The 18,872-nt window shown below is 70.7% G+C and carries 12 protein-coding genes, 1 tRNA gene and 1 pseudogene; 4 read left to right on the top strand and 10 right to left on the bottom strand.

What is annotated here, in order from left to right:
- The 9 genes and pseudogenes from ACIP8Z_RS35950 to galU form a co-directional block, all read right to left on the bottom strand.
- Positions 1-1,049, bottom strand: a pseudogene (locus ACIP8Z_RS35950) (hypothetical protein); the annotation flags it as partial.
- A 431-nt stretch (positions 1,050-1,480) separates the two neighbouring features.
- Positions 1,481-5,794, bottom strand: a complete 4,314-nt coding sequence (locus ACIP8Z_RS35945; RefSeq protein WP_402090909.1) for an FG-GAP-like repeat-containing protein — start codon at positions 5,792-5,794, stop codon at positions 1,481-1,483.
- A 390-nt stretch (positions 5,795-6,184) separates the two neighbouring features.
- Positions 6,185-6,258, bottom strand: a tRNA-Ala gene (locus tag ACIP8Z_RS35940).
- A gap of 95 nt (positions 6,259-6,353) precedes the next feature.
- Entirely contained in the window at positions 6,354-7,382 is a 1,029-nt protein-coding gene (glpR, locus tag ACIP8Z_RS35935; protein ID WP_402090907.1) for a gephyrin-like molybdotransferase receptor GlpR, read from the bottom strand.
- 137 nt (positions 7,383-7,519) lie between these two features.
- A complete protein-coding gene (locus ACIP8Z_RS35930) occupies positions 7,520-8,089 on the bottom strand; it encodes a GNAT family N-acetyltransferase (protein WP_383855988.1) in 570 nt (189 codons plus the stop codon).
- A gap of 38 nt (positions 8,090-8,127) precedes the next feature.
- Complete coding sequence (locus tag ACIP8Z_RS35925) at positions 8,128-8,613, bottom strand: molybdenum cofactor biosynthesis protein B (RefSeq protein WP_402090925.1); 486 nt, start codon at positions 8,611-8,613, stop codon at positions 8,128-8,130.
- Positions 8,614-8,705: 92 nt separating this feature from the next.
- On the bottom strand, positions 8,706-9,191 hold the full coding sequence (moaC, locus tag ACIP8Z_RS35920) for a cyclic pyranopterin monophosphate synthase MoaC (protein ID WP_402090905.1): 486 nt from the start codon (positions 9,189-9,191) through the stop codon (positions 8,706-8,708).
- A 57-nt stretch (positions 9,192-9,248) separates the two neighbouring features.
- A complete protein-coding gene (glp, locus tag ACIP8Z_RS35915; protein WP_402090923.1) occupies positions 9,249-10,517 on the bottom strand; it encodes a gephyrin-like molybdotransferase Glp in 1,269 nt (422 codons plus the stop codon).
- Positions 10,518-10,677: 160 nt separating this feature from the next.
- A complete protein-coding gene (gene galU / locus ACIP8Z_RS35910) occupies positions 10,678-11,589 on the bottom strand; it encodes a UTP--glucose-1-phosphate uridylyltransferase GalU (RefSeq protein WP_402090903.1) in 912 nt (303 codons plus the stop codon).
- Between the two features lie 104 nt (positions 11,590-11,693).
- On the opposite strand from galU, the gene ACIP8Z_RS35905 reads away from it, so the two are divergent.
- Positions 11,694-12,287, top strand: a complete 594-nt coding sequence (locus ACIP8Z_RS35905; RefSeq protein ID WP_266892875.1) for a 5-formyltetrahydrofolate cyclo-ligase — start codon at positions 11,694-11,696, stop codon at positions 12,285-12,287.
- Here ACIP8Z_RS35905 and ACIP8Z_RS35900 read toward each other — a convergent pair whose 3' ends face one another.
- Positions 12,288-15,059 carry a penicillin acylase family protein gene (locus ACIP8Z_RS35900; protein WP_402090901.1) on the bottom strand — a complete coding sequence of 924 codons (2,772 nt, stop codon included), beginning with the start codon at positions 15,057-15,059 and terminating at the stop codon, positions 12,288-12,290.
- 247 nt (positions 15,060-15,306) lie between these two features.
- Between ACIP8Z_RS35900 and ACIP8Z_RS35895 the strand changes: the two genes are divergently transcribed.
- From ACIP8Z_RS35895 to ACIP8Z_RS35885, 3 genes are all read left to right on the top strand, one after another.
- Complete coding sequence (locus ACIP8Z_RS35895; RefSeq protein WP_402090921.1) at positions 15,307-16,884, top strand: potassium/proton antiporter; 1,578 nt, start codon at positions 15,307-15,309, stop codon at positions 16,882-16,884.
- Positions 16,885-17,135: 251 nt separating this feature from the next.
- Positions 17,136-18,407, top strand: a complete 1,272-nt coding sequence (locus ACIP8Z_RS35890; protein ID WP_319319312.1) for an MFS transporter — start codon at positions 17,136-17,138, stop codon at positions 18,405-18,407.
- A 68-nt stretch (positions 18,408-18,475) separates the two neighbouring features.
- Positions 18,476-18,817, top strand: a complete 342-nt coding sequence (locus ACIP8Z_RS35885) for an FmdB family zinc ribbon protein (protein ID WP_383260273.1) — start codon at positions 18,476-18,478, stop codon at positions 18,815-18,817.
- Positions 18,818-18,872 lie beyond the last annotated feature (55 nt).

Below are 18,872 nucleotides of genomic sequence, written 5' to 3'. Positions count from 1 at the left end.
CCGTCGGTCGTGGTGACCTTCCAGTGCTCACCCTTGCCGTCGACGCCGTCCGAGCCGCCGTCGCCGTTGGCCGCGCCGGTCAGCTTCTCGACCGTGGCGCCGGAGCCGCCGGCCTCCTGCCAGCCCTTGCCGTCCTCGAAGACCAGCTCGGTGCTCTTGCCGCCCAGGTTCAGCGTCGCGTTGTCGTTGAACCAGCACAGGTCGCCCACGCGCGTGGTGTTCGTCGCGTCGGTCTGGTCGTCGTTGCACGCCTTGTAGCGGCGCTCGATGAAGCCCGGCTCCCAGTTCCAGCCGTCACCGATCCACGAGGGCTGGTTGTTGGAGGCCGCGGTCCGGCCGTCCACGGCCTGCGAGGAGTAGTCGAGGGAGATCGTCGGCTGGATCCCGCCGGGCACCGCCGGCACCTCGACCGGATACGACCAGGCGAACGAGCCGTTCGCCTCGCCGGCGCTCCAGGTCCCGGAGGCCGACAGGCTCGTCGCCTTGTAGTCGCCCGACGAACCCTCGGCCCCCGCCGTCGCGGCCAGCACGGTCGCGCCGGACAGGGCGACCGGCGCGGACAGGGTGCCCGCGCGGGTGTCGTTCGTGGTCGTCAGGGGCGTCCGGACCCGGCAGACGTCCTTGTCGGGGGTCGTCAGCGCGCAGGCCGGGAGCCGTACGAGGCGGAGCCGGGAGGCCCAGTCGCCGCCGTAGGCGTCACGGAAGGCGGAGTAGTCCACCTGGACGCGCGTGCCCGTCCCGGCCTTGCCCGCCCGGCCGGCCGTCACGGCCCCGGTCCCCGCGGACGCGCCCGCCTTCTTCTCGGCCGGGGCGTCCGTACGGTCCAGGGAGAGCAGCAGCCCTTCGACGCCGACGCGCCGGGCGGCCTCGCGTGCTTCGACCTGGACCTTGACGCGGGCCGAGGCCGCGGCGCCGCCGGTCAGCGCGACGGAGACGGGGAGGGACCCCGCCTCGACCGCGGTCGCGCCGCTGCCCGGTCCCACCGCCCGCGCACCGGCCGGCGGTGGGGTCAGCGTCACCTCCGCCGAGCCCGCGGCGGGCCAGCGCACGCGTGGCCTCCCCTTCCACGCGTGCGCCGCCGCGGCGTCGGGCTTTCTGGCCCCGCCGAAGGCGGCCCTTTCCACGGGCACCGGATTCGGCTGCTCCAGCGCCGGAAGCGGATTTCTCGCCTCCGGAACGGCGGACGAAACACCCGCCGCCGGAAGAACTCCTATCGTGACCGCGACCGCCATAACGGTTACGGAACCACGTATGCGTTGAATTCTCACACCCCACCTCTCATGGGGACGGAAATGTCACCGAACGCTATGTGCAGCGGACGACACGACGCCCGCCATTTGAGGTAGATCTGAGAAAGGTGAATTTCGATATCCGAACACTCGGGACCGCTCGAATTCGGGCAATGAAAAAGGGCGATGCCCGGGACGGATTCCCGGGCATCGCCGTCGTGCTCCCCACTCAGGCGGGTGGGGCCGTGCCGCTAGTTGTAGGGACGGAGGATGGTGGCTCGCGACCAGGTCCAGCCGGTCTCGGTGCCCCAGCCCGCCTTGTGGTAGTCGAAGCCCGTGGCCGTCGCGACGTGGGTGAACGTCTTGACGGCTCCGGTGGAGTAGCCGTAGAAGCTGCCGATGTCGTCCTTGCCGTCACCGTTGTAGTCACCCGGCACGTACTGGGCGCCCTGGTAGTACCAGTTGCCGGTCGGTACGTCGAGGCTCTTGACCGCGGCGCCGAACTTGCCGTCCCGCGCCGACGAGGCCGGCAGCTTGAACAGGGCGTCGTGGCCGTCGGCGTAGTCGTACCAGAAGGCGACGTCGTCGAGACCGTCCCCGTTGAAGTCACCCGCGTGCGGGAAGGTACGGCTGAAGCTGCCCCAGGTGGTGCCGTTCTCGGACCAGGACTGGATGCCGGCCGCCGGGAAGGTGCCACCGGGCTGCGCCGGGAAGGTGTGCATCTTGAGCGCGCCGTCGGGGTACCCGTACAGGGCGGCGATGTCGTCCCGGCCGTCACCGTTGAAGTCACCGGTGACGAACTTGCTGTTCGCCACGTTCCACTTGCCCGCCGTCATCTGCGCGGAGCCGAACGGCGTGTTGAAGCCGCCCTGCGGGTTCGCGGTGAAGGTGAAGATGGTGTCGTTGCCCGCCGCGTACCCGTACCAGGCGGCGATGTCGTCCCGGCCGTCACCGTTGAAGTCGCCGGCCAGCAGGGTCATCGAGGCGGAGTAGTAGCCGCCCTTGCCCGAGGTCCAGGACGGGAACGGGGCGTTGAACCCGCCGCCCGCCTTGCCGGTCGCGGTGAAGAGCTTGACGACGCCGTCGCCGTAGTCGTAGAGCGACGCCTGGTCCCCGCGGCCGTCACCGTTGAAGTCACCGGTGACGAACTGCATCCGGTCGACGTTCCAGCTGCCCACCGCCGACTCGTAGGACTTGACCGGCGCGCGGAACGTGCTGTCCGAGTTGGACTGGAAGGTGTGCAGCGCGGACGTCCCGGCGGAGTACGCGTACCAGGCCGCCATGTCGCTGCGGCCGTCGCCGTCGTAGTCGTGCCGGACGACGGTGTTGGTCGACCACTTCGACCGGCCCGCCGCGTCGTACACGACCAGGCTGCCGCGGTCCTGGAGGAGTGCGTAGCCGTTGGCGGCGGCCACGTTGGAGGACCACAGCTGGGCGCCGGCCGCGCTGGTGACCACGAGCTTGCCGTCGGACTGCATGACGGCCTTGGCCCCGTTGTTGCCGGCGGTGTTCGAGCTCCACAGCACGGCGCCCGCGTTGGACGTGACGACGAGGTTGCCGTCGGTCCGCATCGTGAGCTTGGCGGCGTTGGAGGTGTACGTGGTGCCGGACGGGATCGTGGTGCCGGAGGGGATGTAGGCCCCGCCCGTCACACCGTCGATGGTGAACCTCGCCCCGAACTCGATCGTGCTGGTGGCGGACGGCGCGACACCGCGCCAGCCGACCAGGGTGTTGTCCGAGGCCTTACGGGCCCACAGCTCCGCGCGCCGATCCTCCGCCGGGTCGTTCGTGAGGTCACCGGAGGAGCCCACGACCGGGTACAGCGCCTTGGTGACGCCCGCGCCGATCTTGAGCCGGTTGGCCGGGATGCCCAGGGTGGCGGTGTTCAGGCCGCCTCCGGACGCCTTCTGCGACCAGGCGAACAGGATGTCGCCGGTCACGTCGTCACGGAGCCAGAGGTCCGGCAGCTTGTCGCCGGAGACATCACCCGGGGTGATGATCGTGTACTTGTCCCAGTCCGTGCCGCCGACCAGGCTCGGCGACCTGGTGAAGCCGAGGTCCAGGTCGTTGGTGGCACGGTTGCCGTAGTAGGCCCAGAGCAGCTTGCCCTGCTTGACCAGGAGGTCGGGCTGGCCGTCGCCGTTGAGGTCGCCGGGGGCGGCGACCTGGTCGGCGTTGTACCAGTGGTCGTCACCGGTCCAGCTCGCCTCGCCGAAGCAGTCCAGCTCGTTCGGGACCGGGCAGGTCACGGACAGCTCGGTCCGCTGCTCCGGGTCGATCCGGCCCTGCCCGTCGTTGTCGTAGACGAAGATCTTCTTCCTCTTGTCGACGTCGTCGTACTCCAGGCTGACCAGGTCGTTGTAGCCGTCCTGGCCCCAGTCGCCGAAGGAGGAGACCTGCTTGTCGGCGAACGAGCCGCCGCCGTTGGTGGCGTTGCTGAACTCGCCGGAGCCCTGGCCCGCGTAAGTCAGGAGCGTGCCGTTCCCGTCGACGGCCCAGATGTCGCGGTTGCCGTCACCGTTCAGGTCGAACACCCCGTCCCGCGTCGCGGAGCGGGTCGCGTAGAAGATGTACGTGGCCGTGTCCGAGCGGTTGCCCGCCTTGTCCACGCTGTACGCGTACACGAAGTGCGGGCCGTAGCTGGGCGGGGTGATGTTCACCGGCACGTTGACGCCCACGGGCGTGACGTCCGGGTCGGTGTCCGTCCAGTAGTGGTACTGGACGACGTCCGCGACCCCGTTCGGGGCGAAGGTGAACGCGCCGGGCTTCCGCGCCGAGCCGGTCCCCTGGGGCCAGCCCTTCTCGCCGTTCGGGAAGACCGTCGAGTTGATGATCGGCGGGGCGCTGGGACGCGTCCGGTCGACGGTGAACTTGCAGGTCACCGATGTCGGACCCCAGGCATTGTCCTGGTCCTTCGTGGCGACGTTCCAGGTGTAGTCACCCGTCGGCAGGTCGACGTCCGGGACGGCCCAGGTCGTGACCTTCTCCTTCAGGGCGGGCAGGGCCATCGTCCTGAACGGCGTGACGGCACCCGCCTTGAACAGGTTGAACTGCGCCGTCAGGTTGCCGGCCTCGCTGTCGGAGTGCTTGGCGTACAGGCTGACGCGCGTGTTGCCGATGACACCACCGGTCTTGCAGTCGGTCTTGGGGTACGTCCCCAGGCCCGAGGGGCGCTTCGGAGCGGTGTTGTACTTGATCTCCAGGGTGGCCGTCTTCGGGTCGAACTTCTTCCAGCCGAAGGTGTCCCCCTCGTCGGAGGCGTAGAGACCCAGGGTGATGTTGGCCATGCCCTGGCCCTTCGGGCCCTCCTTGGCCCGGGCCTTCACCTTGGCGGTGAGGTCGAACTCGAGGTTCCCCGCCTCGCAGCCCTCGATCTCCGAGTTCCAGCCCTTGGCGTCGTTCACCGTGTTCAGCTTGGTGATCTGGGTGGGCTGCTTGTTCCACGTCGTCTTCGACGTGATGCCCGTCGTGTGCCAGAGCTCCACGGGACGGTGCTGGCAGGACCAGGACCAGATGTTCTTGATCCGGAACGTGGCCTTCTTGACGTCGGCGCCCATGACGTCGCTCGTGTCCATCTGGAGGAACGAGCGCGAGACGCGGTCCAGGCCACCCGTCTGGGCCTCGTAGCCGACCCGGATGGGGTCGGTGGAGTTCCAGAACGAGTAGTTCGGGTAACGCTCGTAGACGCGCGTCCAGTTCTGCCGCTCGCCCCAGGCCCACTGCGGGTCGATGAAGACCGGGTACTGCGTCTGGGGCGCGGCCAGCAGCTCCTGGTCCGGCTTGATCTCCAGGGTGTCCCCGGTGATCGCCGTCTCCATCGGCGCGTCGGTGGCGCCCGGCGGCGGCTCGAAGTTGTCCGCGGGTGCCGTCGTTCCGCCATCCGCCGTCCCTCCCACGGCGTTGGCGGAGAACGCCCGGGCGCCCGCGGGCGGCTGGGTCTCGCTGGTGGCCTTCGTGGAGTCCCACATCAGCGGCGACGGGCTGGAGAACACCGCGTGACCCGAGGGGTCCACCGCGGTGAGGCTGCCCGTGTCGCCGTCGACGGAGACGTCGAGCCCGACCGTGCTGAACTTGAACTTCAGGCTGTCCAGCTGGGGGTTCTGCGCGGCCTGGGCGTTCTTGACGACGAGGAGCTGCGAGAAGCCCTCGATCTCGGCCTTCAGCTGGAGGTCGACGCCCGGCAGGACCTCGGCGTAGGTGGCCACGTTCCCGGCCAGCGTGGGCGCGGGCAGCGCCGTCGGCCAGTTGAGCGTGAGCTTGCGCCCGTCCTTCACTCCGGAGAGGAGCGGGGCGGTGCCTCCGCCGGAGAAGGTCACGTCGACCAGCGACGCGGCCGGCCGTACGGCTCCGTCCTCGCCGAGGACGAGCGTCGGGTCGGTCGGCACCCACTCGTCGTCACGGAAGACGCGGACGGCCGTTCCGTGGCGGTTCACCGTCCAGGTCCCGTCTGGCTGGGCCCAGGTGTCGGTGGTCTCGGTGCGGGCCGACTCCAGCTCGAACGGCCGGCCCGTGGACCGCGCCTGTTCGAGGGCGTAGTCCTCCTCGCTCTGCTCCCCCGTCTGCACCGGGGTCAGATAGACCGCGGAAGCCGGGGGAGCGAGTCCGGGAAGAGCGATGAGAGCGGAACCGGCGAGAGCACCCGCCAGTGCAACGGATATGAGTCGATTTCTTCGTGATTTCACCGCTGGTCTTCCAGCAGGCAGTCGGGCGACGGACACGGCACCTCACAATGTCGATGTTCGGCGAACGTCGACAGAATGTCGGCCGGACCACACGGTCGCCACCGAGTTGAGCGGAACTTGAGCTCCTGCGAACGCACCCTCAAGGGGAATTTTCACGACACTTGAGGGCATAAGAACGTCCGGCTCGAAGAACGACCGGAGGGGCGTCGAATGACCCCCGTCATGACGAAAATCCCGCCCGATCTTTCGATCGGACGGGATTCTCGGTGTCTGTGGACCTGTGGGGATTTGAACCCCAGACCCCCTCGATGCGAACGAGGTGCGCTACCAGACTGCGCCACAGGCCCTTGCGACGTGTGAAACATTAGCATCCCGACCGGCCCAGACAAAAATCCGTTCCCGCGCAGGTCAGCCGGGGGCCGTCAGCGGCCCCCGGCGGGGGTCATTCGTTGGCCGCCCGGGGGCGGTCGTCGTCCGCGTACTGGTCGAAGAGCGGGGTGCGGCCGTGGTCGCGGTTGCGGCGCGGAGGCGTGCTGCGCTGGCGCGGGGCCGGAGACGGGGTGGGGGCCGGATCGGCCGCCGTGGAGGAGCGGGCCGCGCTCCAGGTCTCCGGGTCCGTGATGTCGATGCCGCTCGTGGCGCGCGGGGCGACCGGGGCGGTGACATAGGTGGGAAGCGGGACCGGGACCGGGTCCCAGCTGTCGCCGCGGGCCGGGCCGCGCTCCCGCTGCTGGTCGACCCACTCCGCGTGGTCGGTCTGCTCGACCAGGGCGCGCCGGTCCGCCTCCTGCGGGGAGGGACCGGGGGCGGACTCGGGCGACAGCTCGGGCGTGGGCGCCGGGCGCCGGCTCTCGCGCAGCCGCGCCGCCGCGGCCTCCGCGCGCCGCCGGTCCATCACGTACACGAAGCGCCGTCGTTCCTGGACCCGCAGGTGCACGATGTACGCGCTGAGGAGCAGCGCGGGCACGGCCGGCACCCACAGGAAGGCGACCCCGCCGACGGCGGCGACGACCGCGCCGAGGGTGAAGCCGGCGAAGAGCAGCGTCGTGGTGCGACGGCGGCGGGCGAGGACCTTGCCGCGGCGGGCGCGCTCGGCCGCCGCGCCCGTGGCGGGGCGCGCCGGTGCCGGGGCGGGTTGCGGCGCCTGCTCCCGTTCGGGGAGTTCCAGGCGCGCTTCCGTTCTGGCCGCGGGCGCGGAAAACGCCCGGACGTCGACCGAGCTCACCTGCTCGGTCTCCGCGTCCGGGTCCACGTCGGGCGTCGGACCCTCCGCCGTACGGTCCCGCTGCTTGAGCTCCTTGGCATATCGGCGCTCCATGCCCGCCCGTCCGGAAAGCAGCCGGATGGCGGTGCTGAAGCGTTCCGTCGGACGGGCTTCGTTCAGCTCGTCCTGCCTGCGGAGCCACATCGGTACCAAGTAGGCGGCCCAGGCCCCGACGATGACTGCGTAGATGAGGCCGCTGCTGCTCACGCCTCACACGGTAGAGGGGTTCGCGCGACGGCATCGGCCAATTGGCCCGGTGTGTCGCACGATCTGGCTGATATCACTGAACTTTTTTGTGATTGTTCAGATCGATTGACTGCCAACTACCGATTGAATTCGAACACTTATCTCATTCTCGCCTGATGCCAGCGGCGCAGCAGCCCCTCCGGAACCTCCTCCGCCGTCAGCGCGAAGACCAGATGGTCCCGCCACGCGCCGTCGATGTGGAGGTAGCGGGGGCGCAACCCCTCCTCGCGGAACCCCAGTTTCTCGACGACCCGCCGCGACGGCCCGTTCTCCGGACGGATGCACACCTCCATCCGGTGCAGACCGACCGAGCGGAAGCAGTGGTCGACCGCCAGCGCGACCGCCGTCGGCATGACACCGCGCCCGGCCACCTCGCTGTCCACCCAGTAGCCCACGTGCCCGGAGCACATCGAGCCCCAGGTGATGCCCGCGACGGTCAACTGCCCGACCAGCCGCCCCCGGTACTCGATCACGAACGGCAGCATCCGCCCGGCGTTCGCCTCCGAGCGCAGATGGCGGACCATCTGGCGGTACGTCGGCCGCTGCGCCACCGGCCCGCCCGGGGGCGGCGGCGGAACCGTCGCCTCCCACGGCCGCAGCCACTCCCGGTTGCGCCGGTTCACCTCGCGCCAGGCCGCGTGGTCACGCATCTTTATCGGACGGAGCATCACCTCTCCGTCCACGAGGACGACCGGCCAGGTCGGGATCACGACGGTCTCGGGTGGTCGCCGCCGCGGATCTGGTCGACGGCGTGCCGCAGGATCGGCTCCAGGACGGTCAGCCCGTCCCGTACCCCGCCGGAGGACCCCGGCAGGTTCACGATCAGCGTGCCGCCCGCGACCCCCGCGAGGCCCCGCGAGAGCGCCGCCGTCGGCACCTTCTCCCGGCCGTACGCCCGGATCGCCTCCGGGATGCCCGGGATCTCCCGCTCCAGGACCCGGCGGGTCACCTCCGGCGTCTCGTCGGTGGGCGAGATGCCCGTACCGCCGGTGGTCACGATCACGTCGTACCCCTCGGCGATCCCGGCCCGCAGCGCCGCCTCGACCGGCTCCCCGTCCGGGACGACCCGCGGGCCCTCCACGATGAAGCCCATCCGGGTGAGGGCCTCGGCGATCAGCGGACCGCCCTTGTCCTCGTAGACCCCGGCGGCCGCCCGGTTCGAGGCCGTGACGACCAGGGCGGAGTGGACCACCGCGTCCGTCGCCGGCGAAGCCCCGGCCCCGTGCGCCGCGGGTCCCGCGTGCTCCTCGTGGTCGTGCACGCCCGACACCCGGCCCCCGCGCGTCACGACTCGCTCCGCGTCCAGTGACCCGACTTTCCGCCCGTCTTCTCCTCCACCCGTACGTCGGAGATGACCGCGCCCTTGTCGACCGCCTTCACCATGTCGACCACCGTCAGGGCCGCCACCGAGACCGCCGTCAGGGCCTCCATCTCGACGCCCGTCCGGTCCGTGGTCCTCACCGTCGCCAGGATCTCGACCGCGTCGTCGGTGACCGCCAGGTCCAGGGTCACGCCCGACACGGCCAGCGGATGGCAGAGCGGGATGAGGTCCGGGGTCTTCTTGGCGCCCATGATCCCCGCGATCCGGGCCGTGGCGAGCGCGTCGCCCTTCGGGACGCCCTCACCGCGCAGCAGCTCGATCACGCGCGGCGAGACGAGGACCCGCCCGCTGGCGCGCGCCGTGCGGGACGTGACGTCCTTCGCCGAGACGTCGACCATACGGGCCGCGCCCGCCTCGTCGATGTGGGTGAGACCTTGCTGCGTGCTCATCGCCGTGACACTCCCGGTCGCTGTGTGGGACGACACCGTACCCCCACCCTCGCCCCCTCAGCCGAGGAGGACCACTTCCAGCTCGGCACCCGGCTCCACGCTCTCCGTCTCCTCCGGGACCACGAGCAGGCAGTCCGCGTGCGCGAGGGCCGCGATCAGATGGGAGCCCGCACCGCCCACCGGAGTGACGGTGCCCGCCTCCGGGTCGTACGTCCCCCGGAGGAACTGCCTCCGCCCCGCGGGCGAGGACAGCGCCTTGTCGGCGGCCAGCTCGGCCCGCACCCGGGGCCGGTGCAGGTCCTCGACGCCCATCAGGGCCCGGATCGCGGGCCGGACGAACAGCTCGAAGGAGACGTACGAGGAGACCGGGTTGCCCGGCAGGGCGAGCAGCGGGATCTGCTCGGCACCGATCGCGCCGAAGCCCTGCGGCTTGCCCGGCTGCATGGCCAGCTTGCGGAAGTCGACCTGCCCGTCGGCGGTCAGCGCCTCCTTGACCACGTCGTACGCGCCGACGCTCACCCCGCCCGTGGTCACGATCAGATCGGCCCGGATGAGCTGGTCCTCGATGGTGGCGCGCAGCGACTCGGCGTCGTCGGCGACGGCCCCCACCCGGTACGCGAGCGCGCCCGCGTCCCGCGCGGCCGCGGCGAGCGCGAAGCTGTTGGAGTCGTGGATCTGCCCCTCGCCCAGCGGCTCGCCGGGCTGGACCAGCTCGCTGCCGGTGGACATGACGACCACCCGGGGGCGGGGCCGGACCCGGACGGTGCCGCGGCCGATCGCGGCGAGCAGCCCGATCTGCGGCGGCCCGAGCACCGTGCCGGCCGACAGGGCCAGCTCCCCGGCCCGTACGTCGCTCCCCCGCTCGCGGACATGGGCTCCGGCCTCCGCGGCGCGGTGCACCCGGACCTCGCCGGACGCGCCCTCGGGGGCGGCGCTCGCGGCGGTCATGCCGGTGGCCGCGCCCCCGCCCGTCCCGCCGTCGGTCCACTCGACGGGGACGACGGCCTCGGCGCCGGGCGGCAGCGGGGCGCCGGTCATGATCCGGGCGGCCTGGCCGGGGCCGACCTCGGGCAGGCCGCCGGCGCCCGCCGCGACGTCGCCGACGACGGTCAGGACGGCGGGGAACTCCTCGGTGGCTCCGGCGACATCGGCGACCCGGACCGCGTACCCGTCCATGGAGCTGTTGTCGAAGGGCGGCAGCGCGACCGGCACCGTCACGTCCTCGACGAGGACGCAGCCCTGCGCGTCGAGGAGTTGCAGCTCGATGGGTTCGAGCGGGCCGACCGTCGCGAGGATGTCGGCCAGGTGCTCGTCCACCGACCACAGCCCGCGCGCGGGCCCCGCGCAGGGGTCGGCCGCCTTCTCCTCGGCGCCCCGGCCGTGATCGCCGTGGTCCTGACCGGCGTGGTCCTGGCCGTCGTGGTCCTGACCGCCGTGGTCCTGGTCGTCGTGGGACGGCGACGGTGCCGCGCTGCTGCTCAAGGTGCTACATCTCCTCGCTGACGTATCTCCGGAGCCAGGCCCGGAAGTCCGGTCCCAGATCTTCACGTTCGCACGCGAGTCTGACAATGGCACGCAGATAGTCACCGCGGTCACCGGTGTCATAACGGCGCCCCTTGAAGACGACGCCGTGCACCGGGCCGCCGATCTTCTCGTCCGAGGCGAGCTTCTGCAGGGCGTCCGTCAGCTGGATCTCCCCGCCGCGGCCCGGCTCGGTCTCCCTCAGCATGCCGAAGATGGCCGGATCCAGCACATAACGGCCGATGATCGCGTAATTGCTGGGCGCCTCGTCCGCGTCCGGCTTCTCGACCAGGTCCGTCACCTTCACGACGTCCGCGTCGACGGTCGCCTCGACCGCCGCGCAGCCGTACAGATGGATCTGCGAGGGGTCGACCTCCATGAGGGCGATCACGCTGCCGCCCTCCCGCTCCTGGATCTCCACCATCCGCGCGAGCAGCGGGTCGCGGGGGTCGATCAGGTCGTCGCCGAGGAGCACCGCGAATGGCTGGTCACCGACGTGCGGGGCGGCGCAGAGCACGGCGTGACCGAGGCCGCGCGGGGCGCCCTGGCGCACGTAGTGCATGGTGGCGAGGTCACTGGACTCCTGGACCTTGGAGAGGCGTTCGGCGTCGCCCTTCCGCGCCAGGGCCTCCTCCAGCTCGTAGTTCCGGTCGAAGTGGTCCTCCAGGGGACGCTTGTTCCGGCCGGTGATCATCAGGACGTCGGAGAGGCCGGCCGCGACGGCCTCCTCGACGACGTACTGGATGGCCGGCTTGTCGACGACCGGCAGCATCTCCTTCGGCGTCGCCTTGGTCGCCGGGAGGAAGCGGGTGCCGAGGCCGGCGGCCGGGATGACAGCCTTGCTGATCCGGCCGAGCCTGGGGAGCAAGTGATTCATGCGGTGCACCTTAGCCGTTCGGAATGAGAGGAAGATGTGGCTTCGGTTAACTTCCTTCACATAAAGACAGTTTCGTGAGTTTGGCGAATTCGCATGGGGCCGATATGACACCTGAGATGTCCGAAAAGACCGTGCTGCGCAGCCGACTTCTGGCCGCCCGCGCCGCACTGAGCACCGATTCCCTGGCCCGCACGGCCGAATCCCTCGCCCGCCGGGGACTGGAACTCGCCGAACTCGCGGAGGCGTCCACGGTCGCCGCCTATGTGTCCGTGGGCCGCGAGCCGGGCACGCGCGCGTTGCTCGACGCGCTCCACGCGCGCGGGGTGCGGGTTCTGCTCCCCGTGCTGCTCCCCGACAACGACCTGGACTGGGCGGCGTACGAGGGTCCGGAGGGGCTCGCGAAGGCCGGCCGCGGCCTGCTCGAACCGGTCGGGCCCCGGCTCGGCCCCGAGGCCGTGTGCGCCGCCGACGCCGTCCTGCTGCCGGGCCTCGCGGTCGACGGGCGCGGGATGCGGCTCGGCCGGGGCGGCGGCTCGTACGACCGGGTGCTCGCCCGGCTCACGCGCGCGGGTGCCGATCCGGCGCTCGTGGTGCTCCTCTACGCGGACGAGGTGGTCGCGCGGGTCCCGGAGGAACCGCACGACCACCCCGTGCACGCGGTGGTGACCCCGGAGGGAGTCACCCGCTTCCGGCCCTGATCAGGGCTTCAGCTTCAGCGTGTCCTTCGTCGCCGCGTCGACGGCCGCCTTGCCGTAGGCCCAGTCGTACAGGTCGCCCTTCGCCCACGCGTCCGTCTGGTCGGTGTAGTGGGAGTTGAAGGCGTGACCGGAGGCGCCGGTGAGGTTGATCCACCGGGACTTGTCCCAGTCGCCGACGTTGACGACCATCCGCATCGACGGCACCCAGATGACCTCGTAGCCGCCGGCCGCGTTCCAGCCGGTGGCGTCGACGGCCGCCTCGCCGCCGCCCAGGTTCCAGGGGCCGCGGTTGAGGAGCTGCTGCACGACGCCGGGGCCGGCGGTGCCGAGGGTCTGGTTCTTCAGGGTCAGCTGGTGCAGCCGGCCCCAGCTCCAGGTGGAGACGTCCTTGCCGAGCTTGGCGGTCAGCTCCCAGCGCGCGTCCTTCATGGCGCGGGCGAGCAGCTGGTCACGGGTCTCGGTGGCCGGGTCGGTGCGGTTGCCCGGGGTGACCCACCACTCGCTCTTCTCCTGCTTGAGGAGCGGGCGGACCACCTCGTACCAGCGGTCGCCGCCGTCCGGCTGCGCGGAGTCCGGGTCGCGCTGGCCGCATTCCCGGACGAGCTTGTTCTGCTCGTCGACCGGGCCGGTGGCGTCGGCCGGGCGCACGTTGATGCAGTCGCCCTCGGCGCGGAGCTCCTTGGGCAGCTTGTCGCCGAAGGACAGCTTGAGGACGTTGCGCCAGACCGCGTTGAAGTAGGCGGCGGCGGCCGAGTCGGGCTCCTGGGTGTAGTCCCAGCCCTCCAGCAGCTTCTGTGCCTCGCGGACGTACGGGTCCGAGATGTCGATCTTCAGCAGGAGCGGGTTCAGGAGGGTCGCGATCTCGCTGCGGTTGTCCGTCTGCATGGTCCGCATGTCGTCCGGCGAGATCTTTCCGCCGTCCTTGGTCTTCGACTCGATGAGGTCGTTGATCCGCTGGCTGCGCGAGCCGTAGCCCCAGTCCTTGGTGAGCAGGTCGGGGTAGTTCTTGGCGTCGATCACGGCCTGGTTGGCGGTGACGATGTAGCCGCGCTTCGGGTTGTACTCGTACGGCAGCTTGGCGAAGGGGATGTAGCCCTTCCACCGGTACGAGGAGTCCCAGCCGGGCGCGGGCAGGGTGCCGTCGCCCTTGCCGCGCTGCGGGATCTTGCCCGGGGACTGGTAGCCGATGTTGCCCTCGGTGTCGGCGTAGATCAGGTTCTGGGACGGGACCTCGAAGTTCTTGGCGGCGTCCCGGAACTGGCCGAAGTCCTTGGCGCGGTCCAGGGCGAAGATCGCGTCCATCGACCTGCCCGGCTGGAGGGCGGTCCACTGGAGGGAGACGCCGTAGCCGGTGCCGCGGTCGGGGGCGGCGTTGCCGACGGGGGCCTTCTGGCCGACCTTCTCCAGGTCGGAAGAGCGGTCGGAGACCAGTGGGCCGCGCTCGGTGGAGCGGACGGTGATCGTCCGGTCCTCGCCGCCGGCGACCTTGATGACCTCGTCGCGGACCGTGAAGGGCTTGACCTTGCCGTCGACGAGGTAGCCGTCGGGGCCGATCTTCTCCAAGTAGAGGTCGGTGACGTCGGCGCCCAGGTTGGTGAGGCCCCAGGCGATCTTGTCGTTGTGTCCGATGATCACACCGGGCATGCCGGAGAAGGTGTAGCCGGAGACGTCGTAACGGCAGGTCGCCGAGACCGAGCGGCAGTGCAGGCCCATCTGGTACCAGAGGGACGGCAGCTGGGGCGCGAGGTGCGGGTCGTTGGCGAGCAGCGGCTTGCCGGAGGTCGTGTACCGCCCGGAGACGACCCAGGAATTCGAGCCGATGCCGTTGCCGTTGGGGCCGAGGAGGGCGGGCACGCCGTCCAGGACCTCGGAGAGCGCGCCGAGCTGGGACTGCGCACCGGAGCCGCCGGAGGAGGAGCCGGAGGAGGAGCCGGAGCCGCTGCCGGGGACACCGCCCGGGGTCTCGCCGGTGGTCAGGTCGTCGTCGCCGCCGCCCGCCTCGCCCTTCGGGTCGAACTTCCCGGTGGACTCGTCCACCGCGCCCCGGTCGACGATCGGCTGGTGCAGCGCGTACGGGTAGTCCGGGTACAGCTGCTTGATCTGGCTCGCGCTCATCCGGCTCGTCATCAGCGAGCGGTCGATCTCGTCCTGCATGTTGCCGCGCAGGTCCCAGGCCATCGCCTTGAGCCAGGCCACCGAGTCGACCGGCGTCCACGGCTCGATCGCGTAGTCGTTGGTGAGGGCCAGGGCCGCGTACTCGACGGAGACGTCGGCGGGGTCCCGGTCCTTCAGATAGGCGTTGACGCCCTCCGCGTACGCCTTGAGGTACTTCTTCGTCTCCGGGGAGAGGACCTTGTCGTACTCCTGCTGCGCGACCCGGCGCCAGCCGAGCGTGCGCAGGAAGGAGTCCGTCTCGATCTGGCTCTCGCCGAACATCTCGGAGAGCCGGCCCGCGGTCACGTGCCGCCGGACGTCCATCTCGTAGAAGCGGTCCTGCGCCTGGACGTAGCCCTGGGCGCGGAAGAGGTCCGTCTCGTTGTCGGCGTAGATCTGCGGGACGCCGTTCGCGTCGCGCTTCACCTCGACCTCGCCGGACAGACCGTCGAGCCGGATCTCGCCCGTGGTCTGCGGGAACGAGGCCCGGACGGTGCTCACACCCCAGAACCCGCCGTATCCGACACCCGCGACCAGAGCGAGGACCAGGACGAGGAGGATCAGGCGGGCGCGCCGCCCTTTCTTCTTGGCGGGAGGCGCGGTCGTGTTGGAGGGCATCGCTGTCCTTCGAGGGGCAGGGTGGTCCTGGAGTACGGGAGCAACCTTAGGCGCAGCGCCTGGAGGGCCCGGACGCGGTGTCCGGAAGAGAACCGTACTGGCGAGCGAGGCGGTGCAAAGACGGCGTCAAGAAAGCGTTAAAGATTAGGTAAGGTAACGAAGTGTCTGCCGCTGGAGGAACGATCCAGCCGCACGCGACGGCCGCTGGAAGAACGGTCCAGCCGCATGTGAGGGGAAGGAACGGCCACTGACTGTCCACGAGCTCAACGAACTCCTGCTCATCAGCTCCCTCGTGCTGCTGATCGCGGTCGCGGCCGTACGGATCTCGTCGCGGAGCGGGCTCCCCAGCCTGCTGCTCTACCTCGGCATCGGCATCGCCATCGGCCAGGACGGCATCGGCAACGTCGCCTTCGACAACGCGGAACTGACGCAGGTCATCGGCTACGCCGCCCTCGTCGTGATCCTCGCCGAGGGCGGCCTCGGCACGAAGTGGAAGGAGATCAAGCCGGCGCTGCCCGCCGCGGTCGTCCTCTCCACCGTCGGTGTCGCGGTGAGTGTGGGCATCACGGCCGCCGCCGCCCACTACCTCGTGGGCCTCGACTGGCGACAGGCCCTGATCATCGGCGCCGTCGTCTCCTCGACCGACGCCGCCGCGGTCTTCTCCGTGCTGCGCAAGGTCCCCCTGCCGTCCCGGGTCACCGGTGTCCTGGAGGCCGAGTCCGGCTTCAACGACGCCCCCGTCGTCATCCTCGTCGTCGCCTTCTCCACGACGGGACCGGTCGACCACTGGTACGTCCTCGTCGGCACGATCGCCCTCGAACTCGCCATCGGCGTCGCCGTCGGCCTCACCGTCGGCTTCCTCGGCGCGTACGGGCTGCGGCACGTCGCCCTGCCCGCCTCCGGCCTCTACCCGATCGCCGTCATGGCCATCGCCGTCGTCGCGTACGCCGCCGGCGCCATGGCCCACGGCTCCGGCTTCCTCGCCGTCTACCTGGCCTCGATGGTCCTCGGCAACGCCAAGCTGCCGCACGCGCCCGCGAACCGGGGCTTCGCCGAGGGACTCGGCTGGATCGCCCAGATCGGCATGTTCGTCCTGCTCGGCCTGCTCGTCACCCCGCACGAGCTCGTCCACGACTTCTGGCCCGCCGTCATCATCGGCCTGGTCCTGACCGTGGTCGCCCGGCCCATGGAAGTCCTGGTCAGCCTGCTGCCCTTCCGCATCCCCTGGCAGGAACAGGCACTGATGTCCTGGGCCGGCCTGCGCGGAGCCGTCCCCATCATCCTGGCCACCATCCCGATGGTGTCGGACATCGAGGGCAGCGAGCGGATCTTCAACATCGTCTTCGTGCTCGTCGTCGTCTACACCCTCGTCCAGGGGCCGACCCTGCCCTGGCTGGCGAAGGCCCTCAAGCTCGGCGACTCCGGGGAGGCGGCCGACCTCGGCGTCGAGTCCGCGCCCCTGGAGCGGCTGCGCGGCCATCTCCTCTCCGTCGCCGTCCCGGAGCACTCCCGGATGCACGGGGTCGAGGTCGCCGAGCTGCGACTGCCCGCCGGAGCGGCCGTCACCCTCGTCGTACGGGAGGAGACGAGCTTCGTCCCGGGGCCCGCGACCGTCCTGCGGCGCGGCGACGAACTCCTCGTCGTCGCGACCGACCCGGTACGGGACGCCACCGAACGGCGGCTCCGCGCGGTCGGCCAGGGCGGCAAGCTCGCCGGCTGGCTGGGCACGGGGGGCGCCACGGCGGTCAGCGAGCCGCACGCCACCGAGACGCGCTTCCACCGCCATGACCAGAAAAGCCATGGCCGGAAACGAACATCCGGTTAATCCGAGGCATTAATTCAAGGGCAGGAGCGTTTTCCCAGGCGGGAAGACGCTCCTCCCTGTACCATGAAGGCACACCTGATCGAACCAACTCTGCCTGACGCAGAGCTGGCGCGACCGTATGGCGGCCGTGGCGCCCCTCCGCAGTGGGGCCGGCCCGGTATCTACCGCAGTGACGCGCATGAGGACAGCTCTCGGCGACACCCGCACCACCGTGCCGGGGCGCGCTACCAGGCGGCAGAAAGGCCAGGACCGTGGCGTCCACGGTCATCTCGGACAAGCGGCCCGGCTACGGGCAGCTTCTGCGCACACCCGGTGCGCTGTCCTTCCTGCTCCCCGGCTTCGCCGCCCGGCAGCCCTTCGCGATGCTGACCATCGGCATCGTCCTGCTCGTCCAGCACACCACCGGCTCCTTCGGCAGCGCCGGCGCGGTCGCCGCCGTCACCGGCGTCTCGATGGCGCTGTTCGCACCGCAGAGCGGCAAGCTCGCCGACCGCTTCGGCCAGCGCGCCGTCCTGATCCCCGGCGTCCTCGTCCACACCGCGTCCGTCTCGCTGCTCGTGGTGCTCGCCCTGGGCGGCGCCCCGCTGTGGGCCCTGTTCCTGGCCGCCGTGCCCGCCGGTGCCTCCGTGCCCCAGGTCGGGCCGATGGTCCGGGCGCGCTGGGCCGCCAAGCTGGACGGCACCCCGCTGATGCCGACCGCCGCGGCCTTCGAGTCCGTCACCGACGAGTTCACCTTCGTCGTCGGCCCCGTCCTCGCGACCGCCCTGTGCACCGGCGTCCACCCGGCCGCCGGTCTGATCGCCGAGGCCGCGCTCACCCTCTTCGGCGGGCTCTTCTTCGCCGCGCAGCGAGCCACCCAGCCCGCGTTCGGCATCTCCGCGGCCGGCTCCTCGGAGCCGCACCGCTCGGCGCTCTCCATTCCCGGCGTCCGTGTCCTCGTCGTCGCCTTCCTCGGCATCGGCTCCGTCTTCGGCGGCATGCAGGTCTCCCTCACCGCCTTCACCGAGGAGATCGGCAACCCCGGCGCCAACGGTCTGCTGTACGGGATCTTCGCCGCCGGCAACATGCTCGCGGGCATCGCCATGGGCGCCGTCGCCTGGAAGGTCGGCCCCCGCCGCCGTCTGATCCTCGGCTACGCCGGCCTCACGGTCGCCGCGTCGCTGCTGTGGACCACGCACTCGGTGCTGCTCCTCGGCGCCCTCGGCCTGGTCGTGGGTCTGTGCATCGCCCCGGCCCTGATCACCGGCTACACCATCGTCGAGACCCTGATCCCGGCGTCCGCCCGTACCGAGGCCTTCACCTGGCTCACCGGCGCCGTCGCGCTCGGCCAGGCCGCGGCCGTCACGGTCGCCGGCCGCCTCGCCGACGCCCACGGCGCGAGCACCGGATTCCTGGTGCCGATGGTGGGCACGGCGCTCGCCCTGGCCACGCTCCTCGCCCTGCGGTCGCGCCTCACGCCGCGCGAGACGAGCCGCGTCGCGGCGCGTGGTATCGGTCACCGCGTGCCGGTGGCGGTGGACTGAACCCGCGGAATACGTCAGTATGGATTGTCGTTAGCACTCGATGAGTGTGAGTGCCAGGAGGAAGACAAGTGCCGACCTACCAGTACCAGTGCACCGAGTGCGGCGAAGGCCTCGAGGCGGTGCAGAAGTTCACCGATGACGCGCTGACCGAGTGCCCCCAGTGCAAGGGCCGCCTGAAGAAGGTGTTCTCGGCCGTCGGCATCGTCTTCAAGGGATCCGGCTTCTACCGGAACGACAGCCGCGGCTCGTCGTCCAGCAGCTCGCCGGCCGCTTCGAAGTCCTCGACCCCGTCGTCGTCCTCGTCCACGTCGTCCTCGACGTCGGACGCGAAGCCGGCCGCGTCGACCTCTTCGTCGTCCGCCTCCGCCTCCTCGACGTCCTCGTCGAGCACCGGAAGCTCGGCCGCCTGACCCCCGCACGCGCCTGATCCCAGGACGCGGTCCGTACGTTCCTCACCGAGGGCCC

It is taken from the genome of Streptomyces sp. NPDC088553 (assembly GCF_044752965.1).
Taxonomy (GTDB): domain Bacteria; phylum Actinomycetota; class Actinomycetes; order Streptomycetales; family Streptomycetaceae; genus Streptomyces.
Note: the sequence above shows the minus strand (reverse complement) of the source record. Positions and strands in the feature narration are given on the sequence as shown.